This is a genomic window from Phyllobacterium sp. 22229, assembly GCF_052056495.1.
GTDB lineage: Bacteria > Pseudomonadota > Alphaproteobacteria > Rhizobiales > Rhizobiaceae > Phyllobacterium > Phyllobacterium myrsinacearum.
In genome coordinates this window covers 79,715-104,884 of record NZ_JBQEPA010000006.1, presented here as the reverse complement: position 1 = coordinate 104,884, position 25,170 = coordinate 79,715, and the positions used below count along the sequence as shown (strand labels likewise).

General features: G+C 57.8%; 28 protein-coding genes. 10 read left to right on the top strand and 18 right to left on the bottom strand.

Features of this window, described 5'->3' with window-relative positions; genetic code table 11:
* Nucleotides 1-7: 7 nt before the first annotated feature.
* The 8 genes from ACTJJ7_RS09215 to ACTJJ7_RS09180 all read right to left on the bottom strand — a co-directional run bounded on the left by ACTJJ7_RS09215 (nt 8) and on the right by ACTJJ7_RS09180 (nt 9,115).
* Nucleotides 8-2,539, bottom strand: coding sequence for an ATP-binding protein (locus tag ACTJJ7_RS09215; RefSeq protein WP_440966688.1), 2,532 nt, complete (start codon nt 2,537-2,539; stop codon nt 8-10).
* 207 nt (nt 2,540-2,746) lie between these two features.
* Nucleotides 2,747-4,147 (bottom strand): adenosylhomocysteinase, encoded by a 1,401-nt coding sequence (gene ahcY, locus ACTJJ7_RS09210; RefSeq protein ID WP_105734115.1) that lies wholly within the window; start codon nt 4,145-4,147, stop codon nt 2,747-2,749.
* Between the two features lie 142 nt (nt 4,148-4,289).
* The gene (locus ACTJJ7_RS09205; RefSeq protein WP_440966686.1) at nt 4,290-5,087 is read right to left on the bottom strand and encodes a glutamate racemase; all 798 of its coding nucleotides are present in this window, start codon (nt 5,085-5,087) and stop codon (nt 4,290-4,292) included.
* 1 nt (nt 5,088) lies between these two features.
* Nucleotides 5,089-5,403 (bottom strand): HPr family phosphocarrier protein, encoded by a 315-nt coding sequence (locus ACTJJ7_RS09200; protein WP_105734117.1) that lies wholly within the window; start codon nt 5,401-5,403, stop codon nt 5,089-5,091.
* Nucleotides 5,404-5,416: 13 nt separating this feature from the next.
* Complete coding sequence (locus tag ACTJJ7_RS09195) at nt 5,417-5,818, bottom strand: PTS sugar transporter subunit IIA (protein ID WP_091879322.1); 402 nt, start codon at nt 5,816-5,818, stop codon at nt 5,417-5,419.
* Nucleotides 5,819-6,002: 184 nt separating this feature from the next.
* The gene (locus ACTJJ7_RS09190; protein WP_440966684.1) at nt 6,003-6,461 is read right to left on the bottom strand and encodes an HPr kinase/phosphorylase; all 459 of its coding nucleotides are present in this window, start codon (nt 6,459-6,461) and stop codon (nt 6,003-6,005) included.
* Entirely contained in the window at nt 6,461-8,248 is a 1,788-nt protein-coding gene (locus tag ACTJJ7_RS09185) for a sensor histidine kinase (protein WP_105734119.1), read from the bottom strand. The genes ACTJJ7_RS09190 and ACTJJ7_RS09185 overlap by 1 nt, the downstream gene beginning before the upstream one ends.
* A gap of 147 nt (nt 8,249-8,395) precedes the next feature.
* Entirely contained in the window at nt 8,396-9,115 is a 720-nt protein-coding gene (locus tag ACTJJ7_RS09180; RefSeq protein ID WP_162700334.1) for a response regulator transcription factor, read from the bottom strand.
* 455 nt (nt 9,116-9,570) lie between these two features.
* Here ACTJJ7_RS09180 and ACTJJ7_RS09175 point away from each other — a divergent pair, with 455 nt between their 5' ends.
* From ACTJJ7_RS09175 to ACTJJ7_RS09150, 6 genes are all read left to right on the top strand, one after another.
* Nucleotides 9,571-10,050 carry a MarR family winged helix-turn-helix transcriptional regulator gene (locus tag ACTJJ7_RS09175; protein WP_440966682.1) on the top strand — a complete coding sequence of 160 codons (480 nt, stop codon included), beginning with the start codon at nt 9,571-9,573 and terminating at the stop codon, nt 10,048-10,050.
* Nucleotides 10,051-10,227: 177 nt separating this feature from the next.
* The gene (locus ACTJJ7_RS09170; protein WP_440966680.1) at nt 10,228-10,620 is read left to right on the top strand and encodes a GFA family protein; all 393 of its coding nucleotides are present in this window, start codon (nt 10,228-10,230) and stop codon (nt 10,618-10,620) included.
* 222 nt (nt 10,621-10,842) lie between these two features.
* A complete protein-coding gene (locus ACTJJ7_RS09165; protein WP_130271363.1) occupies nt 10,843-12,456 on the top strand; it encodes a phosphoenolpyruvate carboxykinase in 1,614 nt (537 codons plus the stop codon).
* A 109-nt stretch (nt 12,457-12,565) separates the two neighbouring features.
* Nucleotides 12,566-13,003, top strand: a complete 438-nt coding sequence (gene arfB / locus ACTJJ7_RS09160; RefSeq protein WP_105734122.1) for an alternative ribosome rescue aminoacyl-tRNA hydrolase ArfB — start codon at nt 12,566-12,568, stop codon at nt 13,001-13,003.
* A 109-nt stretch (nt 13,004-13,112) separates the two neighbouring features.
* Entirely contained in the window at nt 13,113-13,571 is a 459-nt protein-coding gene (gene lysM / locus ACTJJ7_RS09155) for a peptidoglycan-binding protein LysM (protein WP_105734123.1), read from the top strand.
* A gap of 74 nt (nt 13,572-13,645) precedes the next feature.
* Complete coding sequence (locus ACTJJ7_RS09150; protein ID WP_440966677.1) at nt 13,646-14,260, top strand: alpha-ketoglutarate-dependent dioxygenase AlkB family protein; 615 nt, start codon at nt 13,646-13,648, stop codon at nt 14,258-14,260.
* Here the strand turns inward: ACTJJ7_RS09150 and coaA are convergent.
* From coaA to hisB, 7 genes are read right to left on the bottom strand one after another with little or no spacing between them, the layout of a single operon-like run.
* A complete protein-coding gene (gene coaA / locus ACTJJ7_RS09145) occupies nt 14,247-15,203 on the bottom strand; it encodes a type I pantothenate kinase (protein ID WP_105734125.1) in 957 nt (318 codons plus the stop codon). The genes ACTJJ7_RS09150 and coaA overlap by 14 nt on opposite strands.
* A gap of 53 nt (nt 15,204-15,256) precedes the next feature.
* A complete protein-coding gene (locus ACTJJ7_RS09140; protein WP_105734126.1) occupies nt 15,257-15,580 on the bottom strand; it encodes a phosphoribosyl-ATP diphosphatase in 324 nt (107 codons plus the stop codon).
* The gene (gene hisF / locus ACTJJ7_RS09135; protein ID WP_440966675.1) at nt 15,580-16,383 is read right to left on the bottom strand and encodes an imidazole glycerol phosphate synthase subunit HisF; all 804 of its coding nucleotides are present in this window, start codon (nt 16,381-16,383) and stop codon (nt 15,580-15,582) included. Before hisF ends, ACTJJ7_RS09140 begins: the two co-directional genes overlap by 1 nt.
* Nucleotides 16,380-17,123, bottom strand: a complete 744-nt coding sequence (gene hisA / locus ACTJJ7_RS09130) for a 1-(5-phosphoribosyl)-5-[(5-phosphoribosylamino)methylideneamino]imidazole-4-carboxamide isomerase (RefSeq protein ID WP_440966673.1) — start codon at nt 17,121-17,123, stop codon at nt 16,380-16,382. Before hisA ends, hisF begins: the two co-directional genes overlap by 4 nt.
* Nucleotides 17,120-17,770 (bottom strand): imidazole glycerol phosphate synthase subunit HisH, encoded by a 651-nt coding sequence (hisH, locus tag ACTJJ7_RS09125; protein WP_105734129.1) that lies wholly within the window; start codon nt 17,768-17,770, stop codon nt 17,120-17,122. Before hisH ends, hisA begins: the two co-directional genes overlap by 4 nt.
* Nucleotides 17,771-17,772: 2 nt before the next feature.
* Nucleotides 17,773-18,267: a DUF2628 domain-containing protein gene (locus tag ACTJJ7_RS09120; protein ID WP_130271353.1), complete on the bottom strand. Its 495-nt coding sequence runs from the start codon at nt 18,265-18,267 to the stop codon at nt 17,773-17,775.
* 16 nt (nt 18,268-18,283) lie between these two features.
* A complete protein-coding gene (gene hisB, locus ACTJJ7_RS09115; protein ID WP_440966670.1) occupies nt 18,284-18,892 on the bottom strand; it encodes an imidazoleglycerol-phosphate dehydratase HisB in 609 nt (202 codons plus the stop codon).
* A gap of 369 nt (nt 18,893-19,261) precedes the next feature.
* Here hisB and hslV point away from each other — a divergent pair, with 369 nt between their 5' ends.
* The 4 genes from hslV (at nt 19,262) to ACTJJ7_RS09095 (ending at nt 22,772) form a co-directional block, all read left to right on the top strand.
* The gene (hslV, locus tag ACTJJ7_RS09110) at nt 19,262-19,816 is read left to right on the top strand and encodes an ATP-dependent protease subunit HslV (protein ID WP_105734132.1); all 555 of its coding nucleotides are present in this window, start codon (nt 19,262-19,264) and stop codon (nt 19,814-19,816) included.
* Nucleotides 19,806-20,321, top strand: coding sequence for a GNAT family N-acetyltransferase (locus ACTJJ7_RS09105; protein ID WP_440966668.1), 516 nt, complete (start codon nt 19,806-19,808; stop codon nt 20,319-20,321). The genes hslV and ACTJJ7_RS09105 overlap by 11 nt, the downstream gene beginning before the upstream one ends.
* Nucleotides 20,321-21,628: an ATP-dependent protease ATPase subunit HslU gene (hslU, locus tag ACTJJ7_RS09100; RefSeq protein WP_105734607.1), complete on the top strand. Its 1,308-nt coding sequence runs from the start codon at nt 20,321-20,323 to the stop codon at nt 21,626-21,628. Before ACTJJ7_RS09105 ends, hslU begins: the two co-directional genes overlap by 1 nt.
* A 175-nt stretch (nt 21,629-21,803) precedes the next feature.
* Entirely contained in the window at nt 21,804-22,772 is a 969-nt protein-coding gene (locus ACTJJ7_RS09095) for a DUF1402 family protein (RefSeq protein ID WP_105734134.1), read from the top strand.
* Nucleotides 22,773-23,131: 359 nt separating this feature from the next.
* Here the strand turns inward: ACTJJ7_RS09095 and ACTJJ7_RS09090 are convergent, their stop codons facing one another.
* The 3 genes from ACTJJ7_RS09090 to mltA are packed head-to-tail and all read right to left on the bottom strand — an operon-like array spanning nt 23,132 to nt 25,154.
* Nucleotides 23,132-23,503, bottom strand: coding sequence for a helix-turn-helix domain-containing protein (locus tag ACTJJ7_RS09090; RefSeq protein WP_105734135.1), 372 nt, complete (start codon nt 23,501-23,503; stop codon nt 23,132-23,134).
* Complete coding sequence (locus ACTJJ7_RS09085) at nt 23,500-24,057, bottom strand: Smr/MutS family protein (RefSeq protein WP_440966666.1); 558 nt, start codon at nt 24,055-24,057, stop codon at nt 23,500-23,502. Before ACTJJ7_RS09085 ends, ACTJJ7_RS09090 begins: the two co-directional genes overlap by 4 nt.
* Entirely contained in the window at nt 24,054-25,154 is a 1,101-nt protein-coding gene (gene mltA, locus ACTJJ7_RS09080; RefSeq protein WP_440966664.1) for a murein transglycosylase A, read from the bottom strand. The genes ACTJJ7_RS09085 and mltA overlap by 4 nt, the downstream gene beginning before the upstream one ends.
* Nucleotides 25,155-25,170: the final 16 nt, after the last annotated feature.

Sequence of the window (25,170 nt, the reverse complement as noted above, 5' to 3'; positions counted from 1 at the left end):
GGGCGCCTTATTCAGCAGCAATGCTGAAGGAGCGTGCTTCCAGCGGGAACCGGCAGGTCACCAGCGTGCCTCTGCCCGCGGCACTGCTGATATCGACCTTGCCACCATGCAGCTCCACAAAGCCCTTGACGATGGATAGGCCAAGACCGGCGCCGCGCTTGCGGCCGCCATTCGGATAGGGCTGAAACCGCTTGAAAATACTGTCGAGCACATAATCCGGCATGCCGGGTCCATTATCCTGAACGCTGAAAACCATCTCATTGTGTTCCCGCCCGCAGGTCAGCGTGATCGTGCTGCCTTCGGGCGCATAGTTGGCAGCATTGCTGAGAAGATTGGCAAGCACCTGCTTGACCCGGCTGGCATCGGCACGGAAGGAGCCCGCGCCGGATGCGATGCGGGTATCGAGCAGGATGTTATGCTCCCTGAGGCGTTCGGCCACTTTTTCAGAGGCGGTGGCGACGGCATCGGCGACGGAGACGTCACTGATATCCAGCTCCATGATACCGGCATCGACCGTGGCAAGATCGAGAATATCGTTGACGATGGTCAGCAGCACCGAGGACGACGTGCCGATATGGTCGAGATAATCGCGCTGACGCTCGTTGAGCGGCCCGGTCATCGGCGTCTGCAGCAGTTCGGTAAAGCCCATGATGTTGGTCAGCGGCGAGCGCAGCTCGTAGGAGACATGCTGGACGAAATCGTTCTTCAGTTCGTCGGTGCGCTCCAGCGCCTCGTTCTTTTCCTTCAGCGCCCGTTCGACCCGCACGGAATCCGTTACATCAACGAAGGTCAGCATGGTCTGGCCACTCGGCAGCGGGGCAGAGGCAAAATAGAGGATTTTCCCGGTTGTCAGCTCGACATGCCCCGACAGGGATTCCCGCTTGTCATCAAAACCCGTGACTGTTGTGACAAAGCTTTCCCATTGCGTCGCATCGGAAACCGGTTCGCACAGGCGGCGGATCGCCGAGATATGCATGCCTTCGGCGATCTGCTCGGCCTTCAGCGACCAAAGCGATGCAAAGGCGGGGTTGGACAGGCGAATCTTGCCGTCGGAACCGAACACCGCCACACCTTCGGCCAGATGGTCCAGTGTCTGCCCCTGTACCTTGATCAGCGTGTTGTAGCGGCTTTCCAGCTGCAGCTTTTCGGTCAGGTTCTCGAAAACCCAGGTGACGCCGCCCTTGGGCTGCGGATTGACGATGACGCGCAAGGTCCGGCCGTCGGTCAGATGCCACAGATGCTCCTGCGATTCGACCGAATGATAGGCCGAAAGCATGGAGTCCTTCCAGCGGCGCCAATCCGGCTGTTCCGGCAATGTGCCGTCGCTGCGGAAGCGGTCGAGCAGCATCGCATTGTCAGGCCGGCTCTCCAGCAGGGAGGTTTCCAGCCCCCACAGCTTGGCAAATGCCTGATTGAAGAATTGCAGCTTCCTGTTCGCATCGAACATGGCGACCGCCGAATTCAGCTGGTCGAGCGTGTCCGAGTGATTGAGGACGGTGCGCTTGAATTCCTCGCGCACCAGTTCAATGTCGCTGACATCATTGGCCAGACCGGCGGAACCGGCGCTGCTCGCAACATCCGTGACCCGGAACACATGACGATCACCGCCGACCACCGTCGACAGCTCGTCTTGGAAAGACCGGCTTGCCGCCTTCTCGCGTTCGATGCGCTCGCGTGCCTGCACCCCGAACAGTTCGCGTGCCTCGGCCACGGCAACATGCACGTCACTGACATCAACCGCCTTGGCATAGGCCATGTTGACCCAATTGAGCTTGCCGCTCCTGTCGCGGCTCCATGCCGGCATTTCCAACTGCTCCAGCAGGCCGCGCAAGGTGGTCAGGGCTTCGTTGAGCTGATAGTTTTCCGTCTTGAGCAGCGCCTGGGCGGCGCGCGTCTCGCCGAGACTGATAAAGCGGACAATGGCATAGCTGCCGGAGGTGCGGCCCTGGATCTCCAATGGCGTTCCCTTCGATGTCTCGACAACGATATCGAAGGGGCGAGCCTTGCCGCGCAGGGCTTCGACGGAGCGATCCAAGAGGGTTGCCGAATCAATACGCAGCCAGCGGCCAAAAGCCAGGAACAGCGACCGGTCTTCGGGAACTCCGATTTCCTGCGGCAGACTGCCGACAAGATTGGGCGTCGCGGAATTGCCTTCCCACACAACCACCCGTTGATCCTTCAGATTGAGCAGCGCTTCGCCGCGCTGAACCGCGACATTGAGATCGGCGACCTTGTCGCGCAGCTGGCGATTCTCGCCAGCGATGCGGCTGCGCTCGCGGATCAGCCAGCCGGCCGACAACAGGGCCGCGCCCATTGCGCCGAGGAACATGGCAAACTGGATGACTTCGAACGTGCCGAATGCAACCCCGAATGGCGTGTTGATCTTGCCAAGGAGATCGTCGGCATGGGCAGCAGCAGACATGGCGCCAAGGATAGAAACAGTCGAGCCGGCTCCCGCCAGCACAGTCCGCAGTTTCTTCAGCACCCGCTTTCCGCGTGTTGCCTCTTTCCCGCGAACATCCCCATCAGCAATCTTCATATCAACCGTCGTCGCCCCATCCTGACAGATATCTCATGTTCCAACCCATCTGATTGATCCAACCATTTGGCCCATCTGGAAGAAAGCTATCCCGAATCACTACAATAAACCCTTGGCGAATCGACGGGAAGAACTCCGCGCAAAAAAGAAAGCCGAAGAATTTGTCAATCCTTCGGCTCCCATATGTTGTGTGTATTGGTTAACAGATTAATATCTGTAGTGGTCCGACTTGAAAGGACCATTCGGCGTGACACCGATATAGGCAGCCTGTTCGTCCGAAAGGGTCGTCAATTTCGCACCAAGCTTGTCGAGATGCAGGCGTGCGACCTTTTCATCGAGGTGTTTCGGCAGAACGTAGACCTCATTCTTGTACTGCTCACCGCGGCTGTAGAGCTCGATCTGAGCCAGAACCTGGTTGGTGAAGGAAGCGGACATGACGAAGCTCGGATGTCCCGTTGCGTTGCCCAGATTGAGCAGGCGGCCCTCGGAGAGAAGCAGCATGCGCTTGCCATCCGGGAACGAAATCATGTCGACCTGCGGCTTGATGTTGTTCCACTTGAGATTGCGCAGTGCCGAGACCTGGATCTCGTTGTCGAAGTGACCGATATTGCCGACGATCACCATGTCCTTCATCTTGCGCATGTCATCGAGCTTGATGACATCCTTGTTGCCGGTCGTGGTGATGATGATGTCAGCGGTCGGTGCGGCATCTTCAAGCGTCACCACTTCGAAACCGTCCATGGCGGCCTGCAATGCGCAGATCGGATCAACTTCCGTGACCTTGACGCGTGCACCGGCACCGAGGAGCGATTGGGCGGAACCCTTGCCCACGTCACCATAGCCGCAAACCACGGCAACTTTGCCGGCCATCATGACGTCGGTGGCGCGGCGGATACCATCCACCAGCGATTCCTTGCAGCCGTACTTGTTGTCGAACTTCGACTTGGTGACGCTGTCGTTGACGTTGATTGCCGGGAAAGGCAGGAGGCCCTTCTTCTGCAACTGATAAAGACGGTTCACGCCGGTTGTCGTTTCTTCCGTAACACCCTTGATCGCATCGCGCTGTTTGGTGAAGAAGCCAGGCGTTTCCTTCATGCGCTTCTTGATCTGGGCAAAGAGAATTTCTTCTTCTTCGCTGCCCGGATTGGACAGAACGTCTTCACCAGCTTCAGCACGCGCACCGATCAGGATGTACATCGTGGCATCGCCGCCATCATCGAGGATCATGTTGGACGGCTGGCCATCCGGCCACTGGAAAATCTTGTCGGTGTAGGTCCAGTATTCTTCCAGCGTTTCGCCCTTGACGGCGAAAACCGGGGTTCCGGTGGCTGCGATCGCTGCCGCCGCGTGATCCTGCGTCGAGAAGATATTGCACGATGCCCAGCGCACGGTCGCACCCAAGGCCTGCAGCGTTTCGATCAGGACCGCGGTCTGGATCGTCATGTGAAGCGAACCGGTGATGCGTGCGCCCTTGAGCGGCTTGGACGCGCCAAACTCTTCACGGCTGGCCATCAGGCCCGGCATTTCCGTTTCGGCGATTTCAATTTCCTTGCGGCCCCATGCGGCCAGCTCAAGGTCCTTGACTATAAAATCCTGCTTATCGGCCATCTGTTGTCAGCTCCGTCTTTGTTTTTCGGTCCAGCCGCCATTCCGAGGCGACCGGAGGTTGCTGTTGACTATCAGATAAGGCGGGAACGCACAATGGGATATAAAGAAATCCTTATGCGTGCATATCCGGGGGATGATTGTTTTATTGAAATGGCAGAGAGACAAGGCTGACGGGCAGGACGATCCGCAGTTTTGCCAGCATCGCCCGGAAAGCATCCAGCGTATAGTCGGTGTTTTCGGTGGCAATGGCGACGGTGGTGCCGCTGCCTTGCGTCCCCGCACCGATGGTCTGCACGATCGCCTCGGCCGGATCCAGAAACCGGCAGGACGGACGGCTGCTCTCAAAATAAGAGCGGAGCCACGGTAAGTGCGTACTCGACAGGGTGAGCACGTCGATATCCGGGTGGCTGCGAAAAACCGTACTGAGAAAATCATCGACCTTTTGCCGGGTCGCGGCGGGATTGAACAGAAAGTCGCCACTCTCGACAAGGTCGACCATGGGCGAAGCATTGATCAGAGCCACGGCATCCGGATCGCTGGTGTGGCTGCCGACGAACTGCCGCAGCTGCGGGCTCCCCGTCATCGACTGTACGCCCATGATGCCGACCTTGCCGGTTTGCGTCGTTGCCAGGGCTTCCGCCAGCGGCGGCACAACCCCAAAGAGGGGCACATTCACCATGGATTTCAGGTCATCCATCACGGTGATCGACGGCACGTTCGACGCGACGACGATGGCCGAGGGGTGATGCGCCATCAGAAACCGGATCGTCCGGTCCATGACGGCCAGCAATTCGCTGCGCGGCTTTTTTCCGTAGGGAAAGCTGGCGCGATCGGCGAAGTAGAGGATATCCTGCCTGGGAAGCCGCTGCCGGAGCAGATCGACAATGGCGTAACTGCCGATCCCCGCGTCAAAGACAGCAATCGGACTGACGAGCGTCACATCAGGCTTCTTCGCCGAACTTATCGGCAATGAGTGCCCCGAGAGCCATCATCACATCGCTGGCCTGGCGGCCCGATGCGCTGACCTTGATGCAGCAGCCGGGCGAAGCGGCAAGCATCATCAATCCCATGATGGAGGTTCCACCCACGGTCATGCCGTCCTTCTCGACGCGCACATGCGCATCGTACCCATCGACGAGCTGAACGAATTTGGCCGAGGCACGCGCATGCAGCCCGCGCCGGTTGATGATCTCGAAAGATGCAACCAGCGCATTGTCCGGATCAAACGTGCCGGTCGTTTCTCCTGTCAGGCGCATGCGTGTTCAACCTCTATTTGGCTGTCAGCACCTGACTGGCCACATTGATGTATTTGCGTCCGGCATCCTGCCCTTCGCGCAGCGACGCCGCCATGTCATTGGTGACGCGCACACTCGACAGCTTGATCAGCATGGGCAGATTGACGCCGGCGATAACCTCGATCCGTCCGGATTCCATCACTGAAATGGCCAGATTGGAAGGAGTACCGCCAAACATATCTGTCAAAATGATGACGCCATTGCCGCTATCGGCACGCGCCACCGCATCGACAATGTCGCGCCTGCGTTGCTCCATATCATCATCGGCACCGATTGAGACGGTTTCCAAATATTCCTGCTGACCGACCACATGCTCAACGGCATGATGAAATTCCTCGGCCAGTCTTCCGTGCGTCACAAGCACGAGTCCGATCATTCTGAAACTGCTCCTGTTGCGCCAGCCCATTGGGTTTAGGCTTTTTTCTGCGCATTGAATGCCCCACTTGGCAGGTGTCGCATTTTGGCAGGACGAATCGCGAAGGCAAGCGGAAAAATGACTTGTGCGTGACTGTCAGTCATTTTATCGCAGGCCGTCGAAGCAACTTGTTGAACTACAACAATTATTTTTTCCATACCGGTAGAAATAGCCGAGCTTCGATGGCGCGGCAGGCACCCTCTATCTCCCATTTTGGCAGAATTAGATGCCCGATTGCGACGCCCTGCAGATGCGTTACTGCATCTTCACCAAACCGAACCGATTGGTTCGGTTCGACCAGATCAACCAGGAGATGGAGAATGGCGCTTTTTTCGAAATCCACCCGATGCAATCCGGAACCGCGCACCTCCAGTCCGCCCTGCAAAGTGCCGGGAGCCGTGCAGAGCAGACGCCCCGACATCTCCCGAACCGCGCATTGGTCATCGCTGACCAAGGCGGCAAATACGCCTCCATAAGACGCGCGATCCATCAGCGCCCACACGACAGAGGATTTTCCCGAACCGGAGGCGCCACGCACGAGGACACCGTACTCACCCACGAGCGCGGCACTGCCATGGATCAATTCGCCTTCTTCGTCCCGCATCAGATCTCGGCCGGGAGAATCGCGGTGAAGCGGGCACCGAGATAGTTGTCGGGATCATTGGGATCGATAATGTTTTCCGCATTCAAGGTGCCGCCATGCGCCTCGATGATCTGGCGGCTGATGGAAAGGCCAAGGCCGGAGTTCTGGCCGAAAGCTTCGCCTGACGGGCGATCCGTGTAGAAGCGCTCGAAAATGCGGTCGATCTGTTCAACGCGAATGCCCGGACCATTGTCTTCAACCAGAATGCGCACCCGGTCGCCCATGTGCTGCAGCGACACGGTGATAATGCCGCGCTCTTCCGGCACGAACGAACGTGCGTTCTCAATCAGATTGGAAACGACCTGACCGAGACGCAGGTCATGGCCGACCACAAAGAAGCCCTTCTTGTTGGCCGGCAGCTTGCCGACGACAAATTCGATCTGCGTATCCTTCTTGTTGCGCCGCACTTCGCGGGCAGCGGTCACAAGATTACCCAGCAGGAACTTGAGATCGACATGTTCGGAATCTTCGCGCGCCAGCTCGGCATCAAGGCGCGACGCATCGGAAATATCCGTGATCAGACGGTCCAGCCGGCGCACATCGTGCTGAATCACATCCATCAGACGCTTGCGCGAATCATCATTCTTGGCCAGCGGCAGAGTCTCCACTGCGCTTCGCAGCGATGTCAGCGGGTTTTTCAGTTCGTGGCTGACATCGGCGGCAAAGCTCTCGATCGATTCGATGCGGGCATAGAGCGCATTGGTCATGTCGCGGATGGAGGTGGACAGATGGCCGATTTCGTCCTGGCGTTCAGAAAAATCCGGAATTTCCTCACGGTTCTTCACGCCGTGGCGCACACGGTCCGCGGCCGCAGCAAGACGGCGCAGCGGATTGGCGATGGTCGATGCCAGAAACAGTGACAGAATGGCCATGACCAGCGCTGCAACCGTAAACACCCGGATAATGGCGTAACGTTCGCCCTGCACGATCTTGTCGATATCGCCGCCCTCCGTAGACAGCAGAAGTACCCCGAGAACAGCGCGGAAACGCTGGATCGGAACCGCAACCGAAACAATCTGCTCGCCCTTCTCGGTCATGCGCACGAAGGTGGCGGGCTGTCCCGTCAGGGCTTTGACTATTTCAGGAAAGGAAGCGCCGTTGCCGCCGGGCTGTTCCTGATAGATCGGCAGATCGCTACGGCGCAGCAGCCGGGTCATCCGGTTGGTCAGCCGCTCGAAAAAGCTTGGTTCATCGCCATCGATCGGCGGCAGCTCGTAGCGCAGCACCTGCCCGCGCGAGTAGAGGTGGCGCGAATCCAGCAGGAGATTCGAATCGCGGTCATAAATGCGTGCGCGGGTGCGCGTCGGCTGGATCAGCTGCCGCAGGACAGGGGCCACGCGCTCGGGATTAATGGGAAAATCCAGATTATCCAGCACATCGGGCGATGGCGTTATGCTTTGTCCAGCCTGCAGTTCCAGCAATTTTTCAGGGTCGACGGTGATGGAATTCGTATCAACCGTCGCTTCCGACGCAATGGCGGCCGCGATGATCTCGCCCTGCGTCATCAGGCTTTCCACACGCGCATCGATCAACCCGTCGCGGAACTGGTTGAGATACATGATGCCGGACAAAAGCACGGCAAGACCGGCAAGGTTGAGAAAGAGAATACGGCGGGTCAGGCTGGAAAACAGGTAATTGCCGAAAAGCCGGTTGAGCGGTTGCAGCAACCGCCTCAAGGCGAGCGAACGCTTCCGGCGCATGACGGCGCTCTTGCGCGTAACATTGCTGCCTTGGAGTCCGGCTACCATTTCTGCCTCAGAGTATCGCAAATTGGGCTGTCTCATCGCACTCAAAACACGCCGAGACAATCTTATTCTACTGCGGATCACGCATGGTTGACATTCCTATGCGTGATCTCCGGCCCATTTATACGCAAACAACGGGAACAATCAGAATCAAGTTTCGCGGAAGCGATACCCGACACCATAGAGTGTTTCGATCATATCGAAGTCATCGTCGACGACCTTGAACTTCTTGCGCAGGCGCTTGATGTGGCTGTCTATGGTCCGGTCATCAACATAGACCTGTTCATCATAGGCCGCATCCATCAGCGCATCGCGGCTCTTGACGACGCCCGGACGCTGCGCCAGGGAATGCAGGATGAGGAATTCCGTGACAGTCAGGGTCACGGGCTCACCCATCCAGGTGCAGGTATGCCGTTCCTGGTCCATGACAAGCTGACCGCGCTCCAGCGACTTGGCCTGGGGACTGCCCGGTTTTGCCGCGCCTTCGCGCGCCGCGACCCTGCGCAGCACCGCCTTGACGCGCTCAACCAGAAGCCGCTGCGAGAACGGCTTCGTGATGAAGTCATCGGCACCCATCTTCAGGCCGAAGAGCTCATCAATCTCGTCATCCTTGGAGGTCAGGAAGATAACGGGCAGATCGGATTTCTGGCGCAGCCGGCGCAGGAGCTCCATACCATCCATCCGCGGCATCTTGATATCGAAAATAGCCAGATTGGGCGGACGGGCCATCAAACCATCGAGTGCAGACGCGCCATCGGTGTAGGTCTCGACGCGGTAACCTTCCGATTCAAGCGCAATCGATACGGACGTCAGAATGTTGCGGTCGTCATCAACGAGCGCAATGGTCTGCATTGCGGGTACTTCCCTCATGCCCTGCTTTTCCTTGTCTAAAAGGTTAAATCCGACCGTGCTTGTGCCGGACAAATTAGGTACAAAATGTGGCACAGATCAAAACTCATGTCACCCATTGTCATTTTCGCATGACGGCTACCGGCGATTGCTCGCGTCATCTGCGGTGATTCAAGACGTTTCCCGCATGCTGAAAAGGATGGTTCCATCGGCAATCCCCGGCGCTGTTCCAGGCTCGTCACTGATGCGGTTTCACCGCATAGGCGACAGGCTACGCTCAACAATCCTTGCTCGAACCTATCTCAGTTTCGCCTCAGGTTCGAATAATTTCCCGTTCAGCTTGCCATGATATCGAGCGCGTGGTCTGCTTCGAACAACTCAAGGATGGATAGTTCATTCTCCGATAGGCCCGCTTGCCAGATGTTACCTGGTACAGAAAGCTGGTTTTGTCTGTTTCCCTGACAAAAGGTTGTAACATGCCACATCATCTTGATAGCCATCACGCGCATTCAAACCTCCTTGAATTCGCCAAGGAAACCGACCGGGCCCAGCGGCGCTATGAAAATTTCCTGCAGCATGAATTGACGCGGTGCGGGATATTCAATCTTGCGCCCGCGCATTTTCAGATCCTTGTGGCGATTACCGCAGCAGGATCGACTGTCAAAAATCTGGCGGCCAATTCCGGCGTGCACGGCTCCAATCTCTCCTATTACCTCAAACATCTGGAGAAGCATGATTATATCCTGCGGGCCAATGTGCGCGACGATCAAAGATACCTGTTTATTAAACAAACCAGGAAAGCAAAGGCGTTGATCGCCAATCTGTCGCGTGATGCCGCGCGCCGCGTGGAGGCTGCCTGGAATGAGTTGGAGGACAAGGACAAGAATGCGCTGCATGACGTTCTGGTCAAAATATCGCTTAGCCTGGCGACCACACTCCCGCCACGCCGCGCATAATCCCTGATCGGACAAACGCCCGTGCCGCCCGGAGTTCAGCCAGGAAAGATGCGAACGACGGGGGCAGCGACAATGGATCCGAGCTTTCGCATCGTCTTCCCGCCGGCGGCAGCAATTGCCACGACAGTGCCATTCGTCGTAAACATTGCGTCCACTTGGCATCGGAGGAGGTGCAACATGGACCGGTTTACTGGCGGTTGCCTGTGCGGCAACGTTCGGCTTGTGGCGTCGGGACGGCCATACCGGGTTGGCCTTTGCCACTGTCTCGACTGCCGCAAACATCATGGCGCGCTTTTTCACGCATCGGCGATATTTCCCCGGGATGCGGTGGTGATCGAGGGCGAAACACGCGACTATGCCGGGCGGTTTTTCTGTCCCCGCTGCGGCTCATCGGTTTTTTCCTGCACCGCGGACGAAATCGAAGTGAACCTCGGCTCCCTGGATGCGCCCGACCAATTGAGACCTACCTACGAACTCTGGACCATCCGTCGCGAGTCCTGGTTGCCGGCGTTTCCACTCACAAAACGATACGATCGTGACCGTGACACAGCGAGCCGCTTTGAGGTGTAGACCGCACGAACGGCGCCAAGCCGAAATCCGCTGCAGCGCGTCCTGTAGATTTTATGCGTTTAAAACGATTTAAAAAAATTTTAAATTCTTTAAATCGATTAAACATTTGATACTGCTCATTTTTTCTGCTTTTGACCAGATGTAACCGCATTCATACTGGAAGATGCATGAGGCGGCACACCTGAATTCGACCCCTGAACCTTCTTAAACAACGGCGGACACATGACTAGAGAGACCGGTATCCATAACGCGGCGATCGCGCTCGGCACCTCAGGCTTGAAGGAGCTTTCGGCGGTCTATTATAATTTCGGGGCCGCTGAGCTCTATGAGGAGACATTGCGGCGCGGCGAAGCACAGCTGACAGCGCAGGGTGCGCTGGTTGCAAGAACAGGCCAGCACACCGGCCGCTCGCCCAAGGACAAATTTGTCGTGCGTGATGCTTCAACGGAAAATCATGTCTGGTGGGACAACAATGCCCCGATGACTCCGGAAGCATTCGCACTGCTTTATGCCGATTTTGCCGAGCATGCCAAAGGCAAGGACGTTTTCGTCCAGGACCTCATCGGCGGTGCAGACGCCGATTACAGCCTGAACACCCGCGTTATCACCGAATTCGCCTGGCATTCGCTGTTCATCCGCAATCTTCTGATCCGGCCGGATCGCGAGGCACTGGCAAGTTTCGTGCCCAAGATGACGATTATCGATCTGCCGTCATTCCGCGCCGACCCCAAGCGGCATGGAACACGCACGGAGACGGTCATTGCTGTCGACCTGACGCGGATGATCGTTCTCATTGGTGGTTCAGCCTATGCCGGTGAAATGAAGAAGTCGGTTTTCACGGCGCTCAACTATCTCCTGCCTGCAAAAGGTGTCATGCCTATGCACTGCTCGGCCAATGAAGGCCCGGATGGCGATACAGCGGTCTTTTTCGGCCTTTCCGGCACCGGCAAAACAACGCTTTCGGCTGATCCGTCGCGGACATTGATCGGCGATGACGAGCACGGCTGGGGCGAGCACGGCGTTTTCAACTTCGAGGGCGGCTGCTACGCCAAGACAATCCGTCTCTCGGCTGAAGCCGAACCGGAAATCTACGCAACGACGCAGCGTTTTGGCACCGTGCTCGAAAATGTCGTGCTTGATGAAAACCGGGTTCCGGATTTCAACGATGGCTCCCTGACTGAAAACACTCGCTGCGCCTATCCGCTGGATTTCATCCCGAATGCATCCAAGACCGGCAAGGCAAGCCATCCGAAGAATATCATCATGCTGACGGCGGATGCTTTCGGCGTCATGCCGCCCATTGCCAAGCTGACACCGGCGCAGGCCATGTACCACTTCCTGTCCGGCTACACCGCAAAGGTCGCCGGTACGGAGCGCGGTGTAACGGAACCGGAAGCCACCTTCTCGACCTGCTTCGGTGCGCCCTTCATGCCCCGCCACCCCTCTGAATACGGCAACCTGCTGCGTCAGCTTATCGCCGAACATGGCGTTGACTGCTGGCTGGTGAACACCGGATGGACCGGCGGCGCCTATGGAACAGGCAAGCGCATGCCCATCAAGGCAACCCGCGCCCTTCTGACCGCAGCGCTCGACGGTTCGCTCAAAGGCGCCGAGTTCCGCACCGATCCGAACTTTGGTTTTGCCGTGCCGGTGGCTGTTCCCGGCGTGGACGAAGCCATCCTTGATCCGCGCTCGACCTGGGCTGACAAGCAGGCCTATGACCTGCAGGCCAAGAAACTGGTTGATATGTTCGTCGTCAATTTCGGCAAGTTCGAAAGCCACGTCGATAGCGATATCCGCGCTGCGGCGCCGCATACGCCGGTTGCTGCCGAATAATCCACTGCCCTTGGCAAATAGAGGCCCTGCCGATCGCCGGCGGGGCCTTTTGCTTTTTCAGGCCGGTAAGAACCTTTCCGCCCGGAAAAGATTAGGGTACCAATCCCCCATGGACGAGAACCGCAGCCAAATCAAAATCACCAACCGGATCTTCATTGATGAAGATGATCTGGAGGAGAGTTTTATCCGTTCGGCGGGTCCCGGCGGCCAGAATGTCAACAAGGTCTCAACCGCCGTGCAACTGCGTTTTTTTGCGGCACGGGCGGGATTGCCGGACGATGTATTGGCACGGCTGCTGAAACTGGCCGGGCAGAGGGGCACCAAGGACGGCGACGTGCTTATCGAGGCAAGCCGCTTTCGCACGCAGGAGCGCAACCGGGAAGACGCGCGCGAACGCATGGTTGCCTTGATCGCCAAAGCGGCCGAACCGCCGCCACCGCCACGCAAGAAAACCAGGCCGACAAAGGGATCCATCGAGCGCCGCCTGAAAGTAAAAGCCGGTCGATCCGACGTCAAAAAGATGCGTGGACGGGTCAAAGGAGATTAGTGGAGGGAACAGAACGTGAGCGGCGGTCGTTATTCTTTGCTTTTCAAGCGCGATGGGGAATGTAACAACGCTATTCGTCGGTTTGAACAATCAACAAGGAGAGCCAGACATGGGACTATTCGATTTTGTTAAATCAGTCGGCAAGAAAGTCGGCATCGGCAATGACGAGCCGCAGGCGGGCGATCTGAAGAAAGAGCTCGATTCGCACAATCTCGGAACGGACAAAGTTGACGTCGTCGTCGAAGGTGACAAGGCTATCCTCAAGGGCAGCGTTACCAACCAGGAAATTCTGGAGAAGGCCATCATTGCCGTTGGCAATTCGCTGGGGGTTTCCAAAGTCGACACGGGTGCGTTGACTGTTGACAACACAACCACCGGTTCTGTGGCCAAGGATCCCGTCTTCTACACCGTCAAGAGCGGCGACAATTTGTGGAAGATCGCGGAAGCGGTCTATGGCAAGGGCAAGGGCGTGAAGAACACCGCGATCTTCGAAGCCAACAAACCCATGCTGACCAGCCCGGACAAGATTTATCCCGGCCAGGTTCTGCGTATTCCGTCCATCGACTGATCGCGCCAATGTCAGGCAAAGACCCGGCTCGTCCGTAAGTCCGGGTCTTTGCTTCCCTCCCGTCAGGTTATGTCATGCTCCAGCTTGCGCCCGGCATTCGCTATTTCCCGGACTATCTCAGCCTGGCCGAACAGGTGGCCCTTGTGGACGAAATCAGATCCATCGTTGCCGAGGCCCCGCTTTATATTCCCGCCATGCCCAAAACCGGCAAGGAAATGAGCGTGCGGATGACCAATTGCGGTGCGCTCGGCTGGGTGACGGACAAGGAGCGGGGTTACCGCTACCAGGCCGTTCATCCCGTTACGCAAAAGCCTTGGCCCGCCATTCCGTCGCGCCTTCTAACCCTCTGGGAAAACGTCGGAAACTATCCGCTGGCCCCGGAAGCCTGCCTCGTCAATTTTTACGCCGAAGCGGCAAAGATGGGGTTGCATCAGGATCGCGACGAGCAGAATTTTTCCGCCCCCGTTGTCTCCATATCCCTCGGGGACAGTTGCCTCTTCCGCTTCGGTGGCGTGCAGCGCAGCGACAAGACCCAATCCATCCGCTTGAAAAGCGGCGATGTCATCGTCCTGGGAGACGAAGGCCGGCTGGCCTTCCACGGCGTTGACCGGATCTATCCCGGCACGTCGACGCTGCTGAAAGCTCCGGGCCGGATTAACCTGACATTGAGGCGAGTCACAGCTTCCTGAGGGCCACTTCCTCGATGAGATGATTGCCCCCCTTGCGCAAGATCAGGTCGGCGCGCGGGCGGGTCGGCAGGATGTTTTCCTTCAGGTTCTTCAAATTGATGCTGGTCCAGAGATTTTCGGCAATCGCCAGGGCCGAATCATCCGAAATCGTGGAATAGCGATGGAAGAAGGAGCTGGGATCCTTGAACGCGGTTTCACGCAACCGCATGAAACGGTTGATGTACCACTTGTGGATCTGGTTTTCGTCCGCATCAATATAGATCGAGAAGTCGAAGAAGTCCGAAACGAATGGCACCATTTTGCCGTCTTCCGGCAGGTCGCGGACCTGCAGCACGTTGATACCTTCGAAAATCAGGATGTCGGGTGCGTCAACGGTCTGATACTTGCCCTGCAGCACATCATAGGTCAGATGCGAATAGAGCGGCGCATTGACATTGCGCTGACCGGCCTTGATCTGTGAGAGGAAGCGCAAAAGCATGCCGACATCATAGCTCTCGGGAAAACCCTTGCGCTCCATCAGGCCCTTTGAGCGCAAAACCTCGTTCGGGTAGAGAAACCCGTCCGTTGTCACCAGATCCACCTTGGGGCTTGAGGGCCAGCGTGCCAGAAGTTCCTTCAGAATGCGGGCCGTCGTTGATTTTCCCACGGCCACCGAGCCGGCAATGCCGATGATGAACGGCGTCTTGAAGGCGTCACCCGTGTTGAGGAACTGCCGTCGCTGATAGAACAGCAGCTGGCTTGCCTCCACATGGGCCGACAAAAGCCGCGACAACGAGAGGTAAATCCGGTTTACCTCATCAAGATCGATGGGGTCGCCGAGCGAGCGCAGGCGCTTGACCTCGTCATAGGTCAGCGTCATCGGCGTGTCGGCACGAAACTCCGCCCAGCGCTCCGCGCTAAAAAACCGGTAGGGTGAAAATTCGCTGGGTGCCAACTGATCCATGACGTCCCCATCCCTTTGCCGTTCAAACGCCTGTGATTTAAACATGGATGTGCTCAACCATGTCCACGGGCGGCTTTTTCTTCAAGTCCGGTCTGTGCCGTGCGCCGTTCAAGCTCCGCCAGGACGTCATCGAGCCTGACGCCCGAAAGTCCAAGAACTACAAGAAGATGATAGAGCAAATCGGCGCTTTCCGAAACAACGCCTTGCGCGTCGCCGGAGACGGCGGCGATAACGGTTTCAACCGCCTCTTCGCCAAGCTTCTGGCTCGCTTTTCCAATGCCCTTGGCATAGAGGCTGGCGGTATAGGACTTGGTATCCGATGACGCCGCGCGTTGCGCAACGATCCGTTCCAGATCCGCAAGGGTGAAGCTTGTCATCACGCAACTCCGGTGAATGGGCGAATGGGGTCGAGGCGCATCGGGATGCCGGCTGCGGCCATATGGGCTTTTGCCTCGCCAATCGTGTAGGTGCCAAAATGAAAGATGGATGCGGCGAGCACGGCGGTGGCATGGCCTTCGAGAATGCCTTCGACCATGTGGTCGAGATTGCCGACACCTCCCGACGCGATCACGGGCACACGCACCGCATCGGCGACGGCCCGGGTGACCGGAATATCATAGCCGATCTTGGAACCATCGCGATCCATGGATGTCAGAAGGATTTCGCCGGCACCGAGATCAACCACCTTGCGGGCAAACTCAATCGCGTCGATGCCGGTTGCCTGCCGGCCGCCATGGGTGAAAATCTCCCAGCGATCGGCTTCACCCGGCTTCGATACTTTCTTGGCATCGATTGCCACGACGATGCACTGGTTGCCGAACTTGTCGGCAGCCTTGGCGATGAATTCGGGGTTCTTCACCGCTGCGGTATTGATCGAGACCTTGTCCGCCCCGGCCAGCAGCAGCTTGCGGATGTCGGCAACCGTGCGCACGCCGCCGCCAACGGTCAGCGGCATGAAGCACTGTTCGGCCGTGCGCGCGACAACGTCAAAGATGGTTTCGCGATTGTCGGACGAGGCCGTGATGTCGAGGAAACAAAGCTCATCGGCACCGGCCGCGTCATAGGCCTTGGCCGCTTCGACGGGATCGCCGGCATCAATGAGATCGACAAAGTTCACGCCCTTGACGACACGTCCGTCCTTCACGTCGAGACAGGGGATAACACGGGCTTTAAGTGTCATGCGGCGCGCTCCCTGGCTTCCCGCAACACCGCCAAGGCCTCACGCGGATCGATGCGCCCGTCATAAAGCGCCCGGCCGGAAATGGCTCCCTCCAGCTTGCGGGCATCCGGCATGGTCATGCGGAGGATATCGGCGATGGAGGCAAGACCGCCTGACGCAATCACTGGTATCGACACCGCTTCGGCCAGTTGTAATGTCGATTCCCAGTTAATTCCGGCCAGAACACCATCGCGGTCGATATCGGTGTAGATGATCGCCGCGACCCCTGCCCCTTCGAATTTCCGGGCGAGTTCAACAACGCCCAGGGTCGAGGCTTCGGCCCACCCTTCAACAGCCACCTTGCCGCCTTTGGCATCGATGCCAACGGCGACCTTGCCGGGAAAGGTCCTGCATGCCTCGACAACAAGCGCCGGGTCGCGCACGGCGACCGTGCCGAGAATGACGCGGGAAAGACCCTTGGCCAGCCAGTTTTCGATGTGGTCCAGGGTCCGGATGCCGCCGCCAAGCTGAACGGGATTTTTCGTTGCTCTGAGAATAGATTCAACCGCTGCGCCATTGACGGACTGACCGGCGAAAGCGCCGTTCAGATCGACCACGTGCAGCCATTCAAATCCCTGATCTTCAAAAGATTTCGCCTGCGCGGCCGGATCTTCGTTGTAAACTGTCGCCTGCTCCATATCACCGAGCTTCAGCCGCACGCACTGGCCATCTTTCAGATCAATCGCGGGAAACAAAATCATGGCTGCCACCTCAGAAAATTGGCGATGAGAGCAAGCCCCAGAGCCTGGCTCTTTTCCGGATGAAACTGCGTGCCCGCCATATTGTCATTGGCAACGGCGGCCGTTACCGGCCCGCCGTAATCGGTCACTGCCAGCACATCATTCTCGGTTTCAGCATCGAGAAAATAGGAATGCACGAAATAGGCATGCAGCCCATCCGGGCCGGTCCTGATGCCGTCGAACAGCGGGTGCGGCCGGGTGAGGCGAAGGGTGTTCCAGCCGATCTGCGGAATTTTCAGCGTGGGATCGGACGGAACCATTTCGCGAACATCGCCCTTGATCCAGTCAAAACCGGCGGAGATGGTCTTTTCCAGCCCGCGCGACGACATGAGCTGCATGCCGACGCAGATTCCGAGAAACGGGCGCGCTTTTTCCACCGCGACCTCATGGATTGCTTCAGGCATGCCCGGCACCGCATGCAGCCCGCGGCGGCAATCCGCATAGGCGCCGACCCCCGGCAAAACAATGCGATCGGCTGTACGCACCCGTTCGGCGTCGGCGGTCAAATCGATGGTGGCGGCAATGCCGCTTTCCCGCGCCGCCCGTTCAAACGCTTTCGTGGCGGAGCGCAGATTGCCTGACCCGTAATCTATGATGGCAACACGCATGATCAACGCTCTCCCCGGTAGCCGACAAGACCGAGCATGCCGCCGACAGCCGGCTTTTTCGGCGCGGGGACAGCTGAAGGCATAACCAGATCAATTGCCGGCGGAACCGGATCAGGATCTGCCGCAAAGGCATCACCATGGAAATAGATCGTCTCGGCATCGGCAGCCGAGCGCGCATCAATGATGGCAGCCTGATCAAAACCGCGCCGTTCAAGGGCGTTAATGCGCCAATTGTTGGCTTCGAATGCCACCAGCAGGGCAAGCAGCGCTGCGACGATTTCCGCCAGACTGGCGTGCCCCGTATAGGAACCGACAATGGAGATGGCTGCAACAGCGGCAAAAACCAGGGCCGCCTCGAACCACAGGCGATTGAACAACAGCCAGGGAACCGGCAGGAAAAACGCGATGAGTGCAAAGCCATCCCGGATGAAGACGGTCCTGTCATCTTGCCGCTGGTTGTCTTGCAACGGCGGTATCAAAACAATGTAACTGGCCATATCCCAGCCCTTCTTCTCAGCCGTTCAGCGAACCCTTGGTTGAAGGGATAACGCCCTTCTGGCGCGGGTCTGCCTCGATAGCCGTGCGCAGAGCGCGCGCGACCGCCTTGAAACAGGTTTCAGCGATATGGTGGTTGTTGGCACCACAGAGATTGGACACGTGCAAGGTGATGCCCGCGTTCTGCGCCAGCGCCTGGAAAAATTCGCGCACCAGCTCCGTATCGAATGCGCCGATCTTCGGAGCGGAAAACTGCACTTGCCAGATCAGGAAAGGGCGGCCGGAGACGTCCAATGCCGCGCGCGTCAATGTTTCGTCCATGGCAAGGTCGAGGGAAGCATAGCGGTTGATACCGCGCCGGTCGCCAAGCGCCTTGGCAATCGCCTGGCCGATGGCAATGCCGGTATCTTCGACCGTGTGGTGATCATCGATATGCAGATCGCCCTTGGCCTTGATGTCCATATCAATCAGCGAATGGCGGGACAGCTGTTCCAGCATATGGTCGAAAAAACCCACGCCGGTGGAAATGTCAAACGCACCCGTTCCATCCAGATTAACCGAAACGGCAATGCTGGTTTCCTTGGTGGTCCGCTCTACTTTCGCAGTCCGTGTGCTGGCACTGGTCATCCCTGTTTCCCGTCGTCTGGGTTTCGCAAAAACGGCACTAGTGGTCCGATTCTGACATTTGCACCCCTTTGATACAAGCCATTCAGGCAAATGTCAGAATCAAAGGACCACTAGCAAGCATATGATTCTAGTGGAACTTTGAATTTGACATTCGCATGTTGCGCGCGATGTCAAATGGGATGCGAATGTCAAATCCGTTCCACTAGTGCTGGCCTTCTAGATCAGGAATGACAAATCTCCAAATGCTTTGATGGCGCAGGTTCAACTCCAGATTTGCAATTCCAGAGCGGCATCATACATAAGTTGCACAGAAGGGGTTCGATCTGCTGCCATTTGGGGCATAGTCGGACCTGCTTGAAGGAGAATCGAATGCAAGAACACAACCCCTCCACCATGTATGGAACCACGATCGTCACGGTCCGCAAGGGTGGCAAAGTGGTCATCGCCGGTGACGGCCAGGTCAGCCTCGGCAACACGGTGATGAAAGGCAATGCGCGCAAAGTGCGCCGCATCGGCAAAGGCAATGTCATTGCCGGATTTGCCGGCGCAACTGCCGATGCCTTCACCCTGCTTGAACGGCTTGAAAGCAAGCTGGAACAATATCCCGACCAGCTGATGCGCGCCTGTGTCGAGCTTGCCAAGGACTGGCGTACCGACCGTTATCTGCGCCGCCTCGAAGCGATGATGCTGGTGGCCGACAAATCCATCACGCTTGCGCTGACCGGCAATGGCGACGTGCTTGAACCCGAACACGGTATCATGGCCATCGGCTCCGGCGGCAATTATGCCCTGGCGGCTGCCCGTGCGCTTGTTGACACCGACAAGACCGCCGAGGAGATTGCCCGCAAGGCCATGGAAATCGCCGCTGATATCTGCATCTTCACGAATACGAGTGTAACGCTCGAGACGATCGATGCCGAGTGAGCCATCCTACCGCTTCAGGCCATTGGAGCCGGACGATCTGGATCTGATTTCAGGTTGGCTGGCTGAGCCACACGTGGCGCAATGGTGGGGCGATGATCCCAAGGAAGAGTTCAACGCCATTGCGGCGCATATGGACAGCATATCCGTCGAGCCGTTCATCATCATGCTGGATGAACGGCCCGTCGGCTACCTGCAGACCTATGATCCGCATTTGGAGGATGATCATCCCTATCAGGATCAGCCAACAGGCACGCTGGGCCTTGATCAGTTCATCGGGGAACCGGATCTGCTCAATGCAGGACATGGGTCGCGGCTGATCGACGAGTTTGTTTCCCTGCTCTTCGAAGAAGGCGTGCCCCGCGTGATCCTCGATCCGGACCCGGCCAATGCGCGCGCGATCAAAGCCTATACCAAGGCGGGTTTTATCCCTTTCGATACCCGCACATCCATTTACGGCCCTGCCCTGATGATGGCACGGGACAATCCAGATGAAATGAGACCATGATGACAACCTTTTCTCCCCGCGAAATCGTTTCTGAACTCGACCGGTTCATTATCGGCCAGAAGGACGCAAAACGTGCCGTCGCCATCGCCCTGCGCAACCGCTGGCGCCGCCAGCAGCTCGAAGGCCAGATGCGCGAAGAAGTCATGCCCAAGAACATCCTGATGATCGGACCCACCGGCGTCGGCAAGACGGAAATCTCCCGCCGTCTGGCCCGTCTGGCCGGTGCACCGTTCATCAAGGTGGAAGCCACCAAATTCACCGAGGTCGGTTATGTCGGCCGCGACGTTGAACAGATCATCCGCGATCTGGTTGAAGTCGCCATTGGTCTCGTTCGCGAAAAGAAGCGCGAAGAGGTCAAGGCCAAAGCCCACATCAATGCGGAAGAGCGTGTTCTCGATGCCCTCGTCGGCAAGACCGCCAGCCCGGCAACCCGGGATTCATTCCGCAAGAAACTGCGCGACGGCCTGATCGACGACAAGGAAATCGAAGTCGAAGTGGCCGATACCGGTTCGGGCATGCCCAATTTCGAGCTGCCGGGCATGCCGGGCGCCAATATCGGCGTGCTCAATTTGAGCGACATGCTTGGCAAGGCCATGGGCGGCCGCACCAAGACCATCAAGACAACGGTCAAGGAATCCTATGGCGTTCTGATCAATGACGAGTCCGACAAGCTGCTCGATCAGGACCAGATCACGCAGGAAGCGCTGCGCTCGGCTGAAAATGACGGCATCGTCTTTCTCGACGAGATCGACAAGATCGCCGCCCGAGACGGCGGCATGGGTGCGGGCGTGTCACGCGAAGGCGTGCAGCGCGATCTGCTGCCGCTTGTCGAAGGCACCACTGTTGCAACAAAATACGGCCCGATCAAAACCGACCATATCCTGTTCATCGCATCCGGTGCCTTCCACGTGTCCAAGCCATCGGACCTTCTGCCGGAATTGCAGGGCCGCCTGCCGATCCGCGTGGAACTGAGCGCCCTGACACGCGATGACATGCGCCGGATCCTCACCGAGCCGGAAGCCAGTCTGCTCAAGCAGTACATCGCTCTTCTGGCAACGGAAGAGGTGAAGCTTGACATCACCGATGATGCGATCGATGCGCTGGCCGATATCGCCGTTGATCTCAATTCAACGGTCGAGAACATCGGCGCACGCCGCCTGCAGACGGTCATGGAGCGTGTACTCGACGATATCTCGTTCAACGCCCCTGATAAGGCTGGCGCCGAGTATACCATCGATGCCAAGTATGTGCGTGAAACGGTCGGCGATCTCGCCAAGAACAGCGACCTGTCGAGGTTCATCCTCTAGCCGTGTGACAGATAAGCATCGCTCCGCGCTTATTTACCGATGCCCCCTCGACTTCTGAGGGGGCATTTTTTATTTTCGCGCACCTCCGGCTGGAACCTGTTAAGGGAGGTTGTGCTTAAGCATCTCCCCGGGCGGGCCACCGTTCATCTGATTTGATCGAAATTCTGGGCTGACAATGAAACGACATCTGATCCTCTTCGCGACCACCTGCCTTCTTTCACTGTCCACCGCCCTCCAGCCCGCCTCGGCGGTGACCGTCGTGCCGGAAGGCAACCGCAATGCGACCCAGCCCAATATTCCCGCCGCCTCGATCAAGCGGACAGGCGAGCTGAATACAACGCACGAAGCGAAGTATCAGAAAATATACAACCTGCTGAAATCGGACCCGAAGCTGCGCTCGAAGATATCGAGTGTTGCGAGGACCTACGGCATCGATCCGGTTCATATCGTTGGCGCGCTCGTTGGCGAACATACCTATAATGTCGATGCGTATGATCGTCTGCAGACCTACTATGTAAAGGCTATTTCCTATGTAAAGCAAGGACTTAGCTTTGACTATCAGGGCGAAAGCATCGGTGATTTCATCAAGCGCCCACAATTTTCATCCTGCGCCCAGTACAAGGACAGCCTGCGTCTGTGGACGTGCCGCGAAGGTGTCTGGGAAGCGGATTTCCGCGGCAAGACGGTGGGCGGCAAACGCTTTCCCGACAACCGGTTCGCTGCGGTATTCTTCCAGCCCTTCTACGCCGGCCAGACCTTTGGGCTTGGCCAGCTCAGTCCTCTGACCGCGCTACAGATGACGGACATGGTCAATCGCTATTCGGGTTTGCCGAAACTGGATGCCGACCATGCCACAGAAGTCTACAAGACAATCATGGACCCTGACTTCACACTTCCCTACATGGCAGCGACCATCAAGGAATCCATCGATGTCTACCGCCGCGTGGCGGATTTCGATATTTCAAAGAATCCGGGAATCACCGCGACGCTCTACAATACGGGCGGCGCCGATGCGCGCGCTCGGGCTCTGGCCAATACGAATGCAGGCCGTGCTGCGGCCGGACAGCCGCCGCAACTTCCCGAAGAAAACTACTATGGCTGGCTGGTCAACAACAAGCTCGAGCAGTTGAAAGCCCTGTTTTAGAGCCTTTCCTGCTTAAATAGAATCGTTCTGCCGGAGGGAATTTGGTTCAAGATCGAGGGATTTGGCGAGACCGATGCCTTTCCATCGGGCGAAGCCGAAGCCCGATGGCATTGGGCCAAATTCACCCGGCCCTCCGGTCGAACCGCATTTCTGCCGAAATGCGGATAATTCGACCGGCAAGTATGAAAGCTTGTTGGTTTGCGCAGCAAACCAACGGCTGGGTTTCCGGCTGGCGGCCACCCACTTTGTCAGGCAGCGTCGTCCGATGGATGAACATCGGCCTTGCTACCTTCCGCGTGGATTGTCTCGCCATTCGGGAAACAGAACTGGTTCTATTTAAACAGGAAAGGCTCTAGGGCTCAACGCCGCCGCTTGCCGGCGGATCGCTTTATCTCGCCGATCAGGGATTGAACAACCTCCGCTTTGAGGTCGCGAATATGCGCCGCAATCAAATTGGCCAATTCCGTCGATGCTGGTGACAGACCGGCTGTGTCAATCGTGATGCGCGGATGCGAGATCATGGCCAGCCGCTGCAATTCCTCGGCCTCGTCCCAGATGATGTTGAAATACTGGATGATGCGCTGCAGTTTGTCCCATGTCGGCTGCCCGCGCCTTCCGTGTTCCAGCGCCGAGAGATAGGCGGCCGAAACCCCGATCGCCTTCGCCATCTCCTTCTGGGAGATGCCGCGCTCGTCCCTGAGCTGGCGCAGCTTTTCACCAAATGGCGTCATGGCACCTCCGGCAGCCGGCGCATGCGAACATAGATGGCACCCGTGCCGCCATGGTTGCGGGCCGCGTCTTCATAACCGTTGACCAGAATCCGGAACGGCGGCGTCGTGAACCAGAGTGGAACAGCCTGACGCAGAACCCCGTCGCTTCCCAACGACGATCCCTTGCCGGTGATGACAAGCACGTGGCGCAGCTCGCGCTGATGCGCGCGGCGAAGGAAACCGAGAAGCAGGCCATAGGCCTCGCTTTGCGTCAGCCCGTGCAAATCGATCCGGCCTTCAATGACCACCCGTCCGCGCGATATTTTCTTGTGGGTCGGACGGTCGATCGGATGCAGGCGATGGGCAGGGATCGCCGGTTTTGCCGGCGCGGGCACCGGCATTGCCTTCGACTTGATCTTCCCCGGTGCCGATGGCGTGACTGCCGGCTGATCCTGAACCGTATCGAGCAGAAATTCCATCTTGTCCTTCCCCTTCAGGGGCCGGGTGGATTTTGCGACTTTCTCCCAGAGAATCCGGTCTTCAATGTTGGTGAACTCATCTCTGGACCGCTTCATGCCTGGCCCGCCAACAACGAACGGGGCACAAGCGCATAAAAAACAGCGTCATGACGAATACCACCCGCAATGTCGCCGGCTGCATCGCCGGATCCGGCAAAAAGGTCGCCGCGCGCCGGTCCTACAATGGCGGACCCGGTATCCTGCGCAATCATCAGCCGCGCAAACCCGTCTCCGCCGAAAGCCTTCAAGGCGGGTGCCGAGATATAGAAGGGTGTACCGAACGTGTGCAGCAGCCGGTCGACGGCAAGGGAACGCCCGCCCGTCAGCGGCACCTTGGCAGCCGCTATCGGCCCCAGCGTGACATCATCGACCGCCGCTTCACGAAAGAAGATATAGGATCGGTTGTTCCACAACAGGGTTTGAACCTGATCAGGATTGTCGGCAAGCCACGCACGGATGGCCTGCATCGACATTTTATCCGGCGGGATTTCACCGCGATCCAGGAGAATTTTTCCGATGCCGGTAAAACGGTGACCCGTCTTTGCCGCATAGGTGATGCGGCGCAGGCGACCGTCGGTCATCTTCAGCCTGGCCGCGCCCTGGACGTGAATGAAGAAAGCATCGACCGGGTTTTCAACAAAGGCTATTTCCAGGTTTTGCCGGTCGAGTGCGCCGCTCTCAATGGCAGCGCGATCAAAATACTCGGCAAGTCCTGCCGGGGTTTGCCGAGCAAAGGCGAAATAGGGATCAAGCCCCGAGGGCCGGTTGCCATCGTCCACATCAACGAGATCATCTGGACGGCGAAGAAAAGGAACGGTGTAGCGTTCGGTTCGAACCGGAGAGGCAATCACCTCCGGTTCATAAAACCCTGTGACAAAACCGTGCCCCGTGTCGGGATTTTCAATGCGGGCCGGGCAGAACCATTTTTCGAAAAACCGTCGTGCCTGGTCGTCATTTTCGACCAATGTTTCACGTGAATCAGCGAAAATGGGCGCCAAGGCTGCAAAGGAGATGCCCAGTGATCCGCTTTTATAGGACTTTTCCAGAACCCTGACGGCAGAACGTGCAAAGGCTTGAAATGCTTCAAGCAGACTGTCGTTCTCCCAACCGGGGCAATCGGTGAATGCCACCGGTTTGAAGAGAGGGGAAAGCATGGTCTGGCGCTCGCGA

What these genes read in the sequence shown, in the direction of transcription:
- ACTJJ7_RS09215 (WP_440966688.1), bottom strand. Translation starts at nt 2,539, where the DNA reads ATGAAGATTGCTGATGGGGATGTTCGCGGGAAAGAGGCAACACGCGGA.
- ahcY (WP_105734115.1), bottom strand. Translation starts at nt 4,147, where the DNA reads ATGGCCGATAAGCAGGATTTTATAGTCAAGGACCTTGAGCTGGCCGCA.
- ACTJJ7_RS09200 (WP_105734117.1), bottom strand. Translation starts at nt 5,403, where the DNA reads ATGCGCCTGACAGGAGAAACGACCGGCACGTTTGATCCGGACAATGCG.
- ACTJJ7_RS09195 (WP_091879322.1), bottom strand. Translation starts at nt 5,818, where the DNA reads ATGATCGGACTCGTGCTTGTGACGCACGGAAGACTGGCCGAGGAATTT.
- ACTJJ7_RS09190 (WP_440966684.1), bottom strand. Translation starts at nt 6,461, where the DNA reads ATGCGGGACGAAGAAGGCGAATTGATCCATGGCAGTGCCGCGCTCGTG.
- ACTJJ7_RS09185 (WP_105734119.1), bottom strand. Translation starts at nt 8,248, where the DNA reads ATGGTAGCCGGACTCCAAGGCAGCAATGTTACGCGCAAGAGCGCCGTC.
- ACTJJ7_RS09180 (WP_162700334.1), bottom strand. Translation starts at nt 9,115, where the DNA reads ATGAGGGAAGTACCCGCAATGCAGACCATTGCGCTCGTTGATGACGAC.
- ACTJJ7_RS09175 (WP_440966682.1), top strand. Translation starts at nt 9,571, where the DNA reads ATGCCACATCATCTTGATAGCCATCACGCGCATTCAAACCTCCTTGAA.
- ACTJJ7_RS09170 (WP_440966680.1), top strand. Translation starts at nt 10,228, where the DNA reads ATGGACCGGTTTACTGGCGGTTGCCTGTGCGGCAACGTTCGGCTTGTG.
- ACTJJ7_RS09165 (WP_130271363.1), top strand. Translation starts at nt 10,843, where the DNA reads ATGACTAGAGAGACCGGTATCCATAACGCGGCGATCGCGCTCGGCACC.
- arfB (WP_105734122.1), top strand. Translation starts at nt 12,566, where the DNA reads ATGGACGAGAACCGCAGCCAAATCAAAATCACCAACCGGATCTTCATT.
- lysM (WP_105734123.1), top strand. Translation starts at nt 13,113, where the DNA reads ATGGGACTATTCGATTTTGTTAAATCAGTCGGCAAGAAAGTCGGCATC.
- ACTJJ7_RS09150 (WP_440966677.1), top strand. Translation starts at nt 13,646, where the DNA reads ATGCTCCAGCTTGCGCCCGGCATTCGCTATTTCCCGGACTATCTCAGC.
- coaA (WP_105734125.1), bottom strand. Translation starts at nt 15,203, where the DNA reads ATGGATCAGTTGGCACCCAGCGAATTTTCACCCTACCGGTTTTTTAGC.
- ACTJJ7_RS09140 (WP_105734126.1), bottom strand. Translation starts at nt 15,580, where the DNA reads ATGACAAGCTTCACCCTTGCGGATCTGGAACGGATCGTTGCGCAACGC.
- hisF (WP_440966675.1), bottom strand. Translation starts at nt 16,383, where the DNA reads ATGACACTTAAAGCCCGTGTTATCCCCTGTCTCGACGTGAAGGACGGA.
- hisA (WP_440966673.1), bottom strand. Translation starts at nt 17,123, where the DNA reads ATGATTTTGTTTCCCGCGATTGATCTGAAAGATGGCCAGTGCGTGCGG.
- hisH (WP_105734129.1), bottom strand. Translation starts at nt 17,770, where the DNA reads ATGCGTGTTGCCATCATAGATTACGGGTCAGGCAATCTGCGCTCCGCC.
- ACTJJ7_RS09120 (WP_130271353.1), bottom strand. Translation starts at nt 18,267, where the DNA reads ATGGCCAGTTACATTGTTTTGATACCGCCGTTGCAAGACAACCAGCGG.
- hisB (WP_440966670.1), bottom strand. Translation starts at nt 18,892, where the DNA reads ATGACCAGTGCCAGCACACGGACTGCGAAAGTAGAGCGGACCACCAAG.
- hslV (WP_105734132.1), top strand. Translation starts at nt 19,262, where the DNA reads ATGCAAGAACACAACCCCTCCACCATGTATGGAACCACGATCGTCACG.
- ACTJJ7_RS09105 (WP_440966668.1), top strand. Translation starts at nt 19,806, where the DNA reads ATGCCGAGTGAGCCATCCTACCGCTTCAGGCCATTGGAGCCGGACGAT.
- hslU (WP_105734607.1), top strand. Translation starts at nt 20,321, where the DNA reads ATGACAACCTTTTCTCCCCGCGAAATCGTTTCTGAACTCGACCGGTTC.
- ACTJJ7_RS09095 (WP_105734134.1), top strand. Translation starts at nt 21,804, where the DNA reads ATGAAACGACATCTGATCCTCTTCGCGACCACCTGCCTTCTTTCACTG.
- ACTJJ7_RS09090 (WP_105734135.1), bottom strand. Translation starts at nt 23,503, where the DNA reads ATGACGCCATTTGGTGAAAAGCTGCGCCAGCTCAGGGACGAGCGCGGC.
- ACTJJ7_RS09085 (WP_440966666.1), bottom strand. Translation starts at nt 24,057, where the DNA reads ATGAAGCGGTCCAGAGATGAGTTCACCAACATTGAAGACCGGATTCTC.
- mltA (WP_440966664.1), bottom strand. Translation starts at nt 25,154, where the DNA reads ATGCTTTCCCCTCTCTTCAAACCGGTGGCATTCACCGATTGCCCCGGT.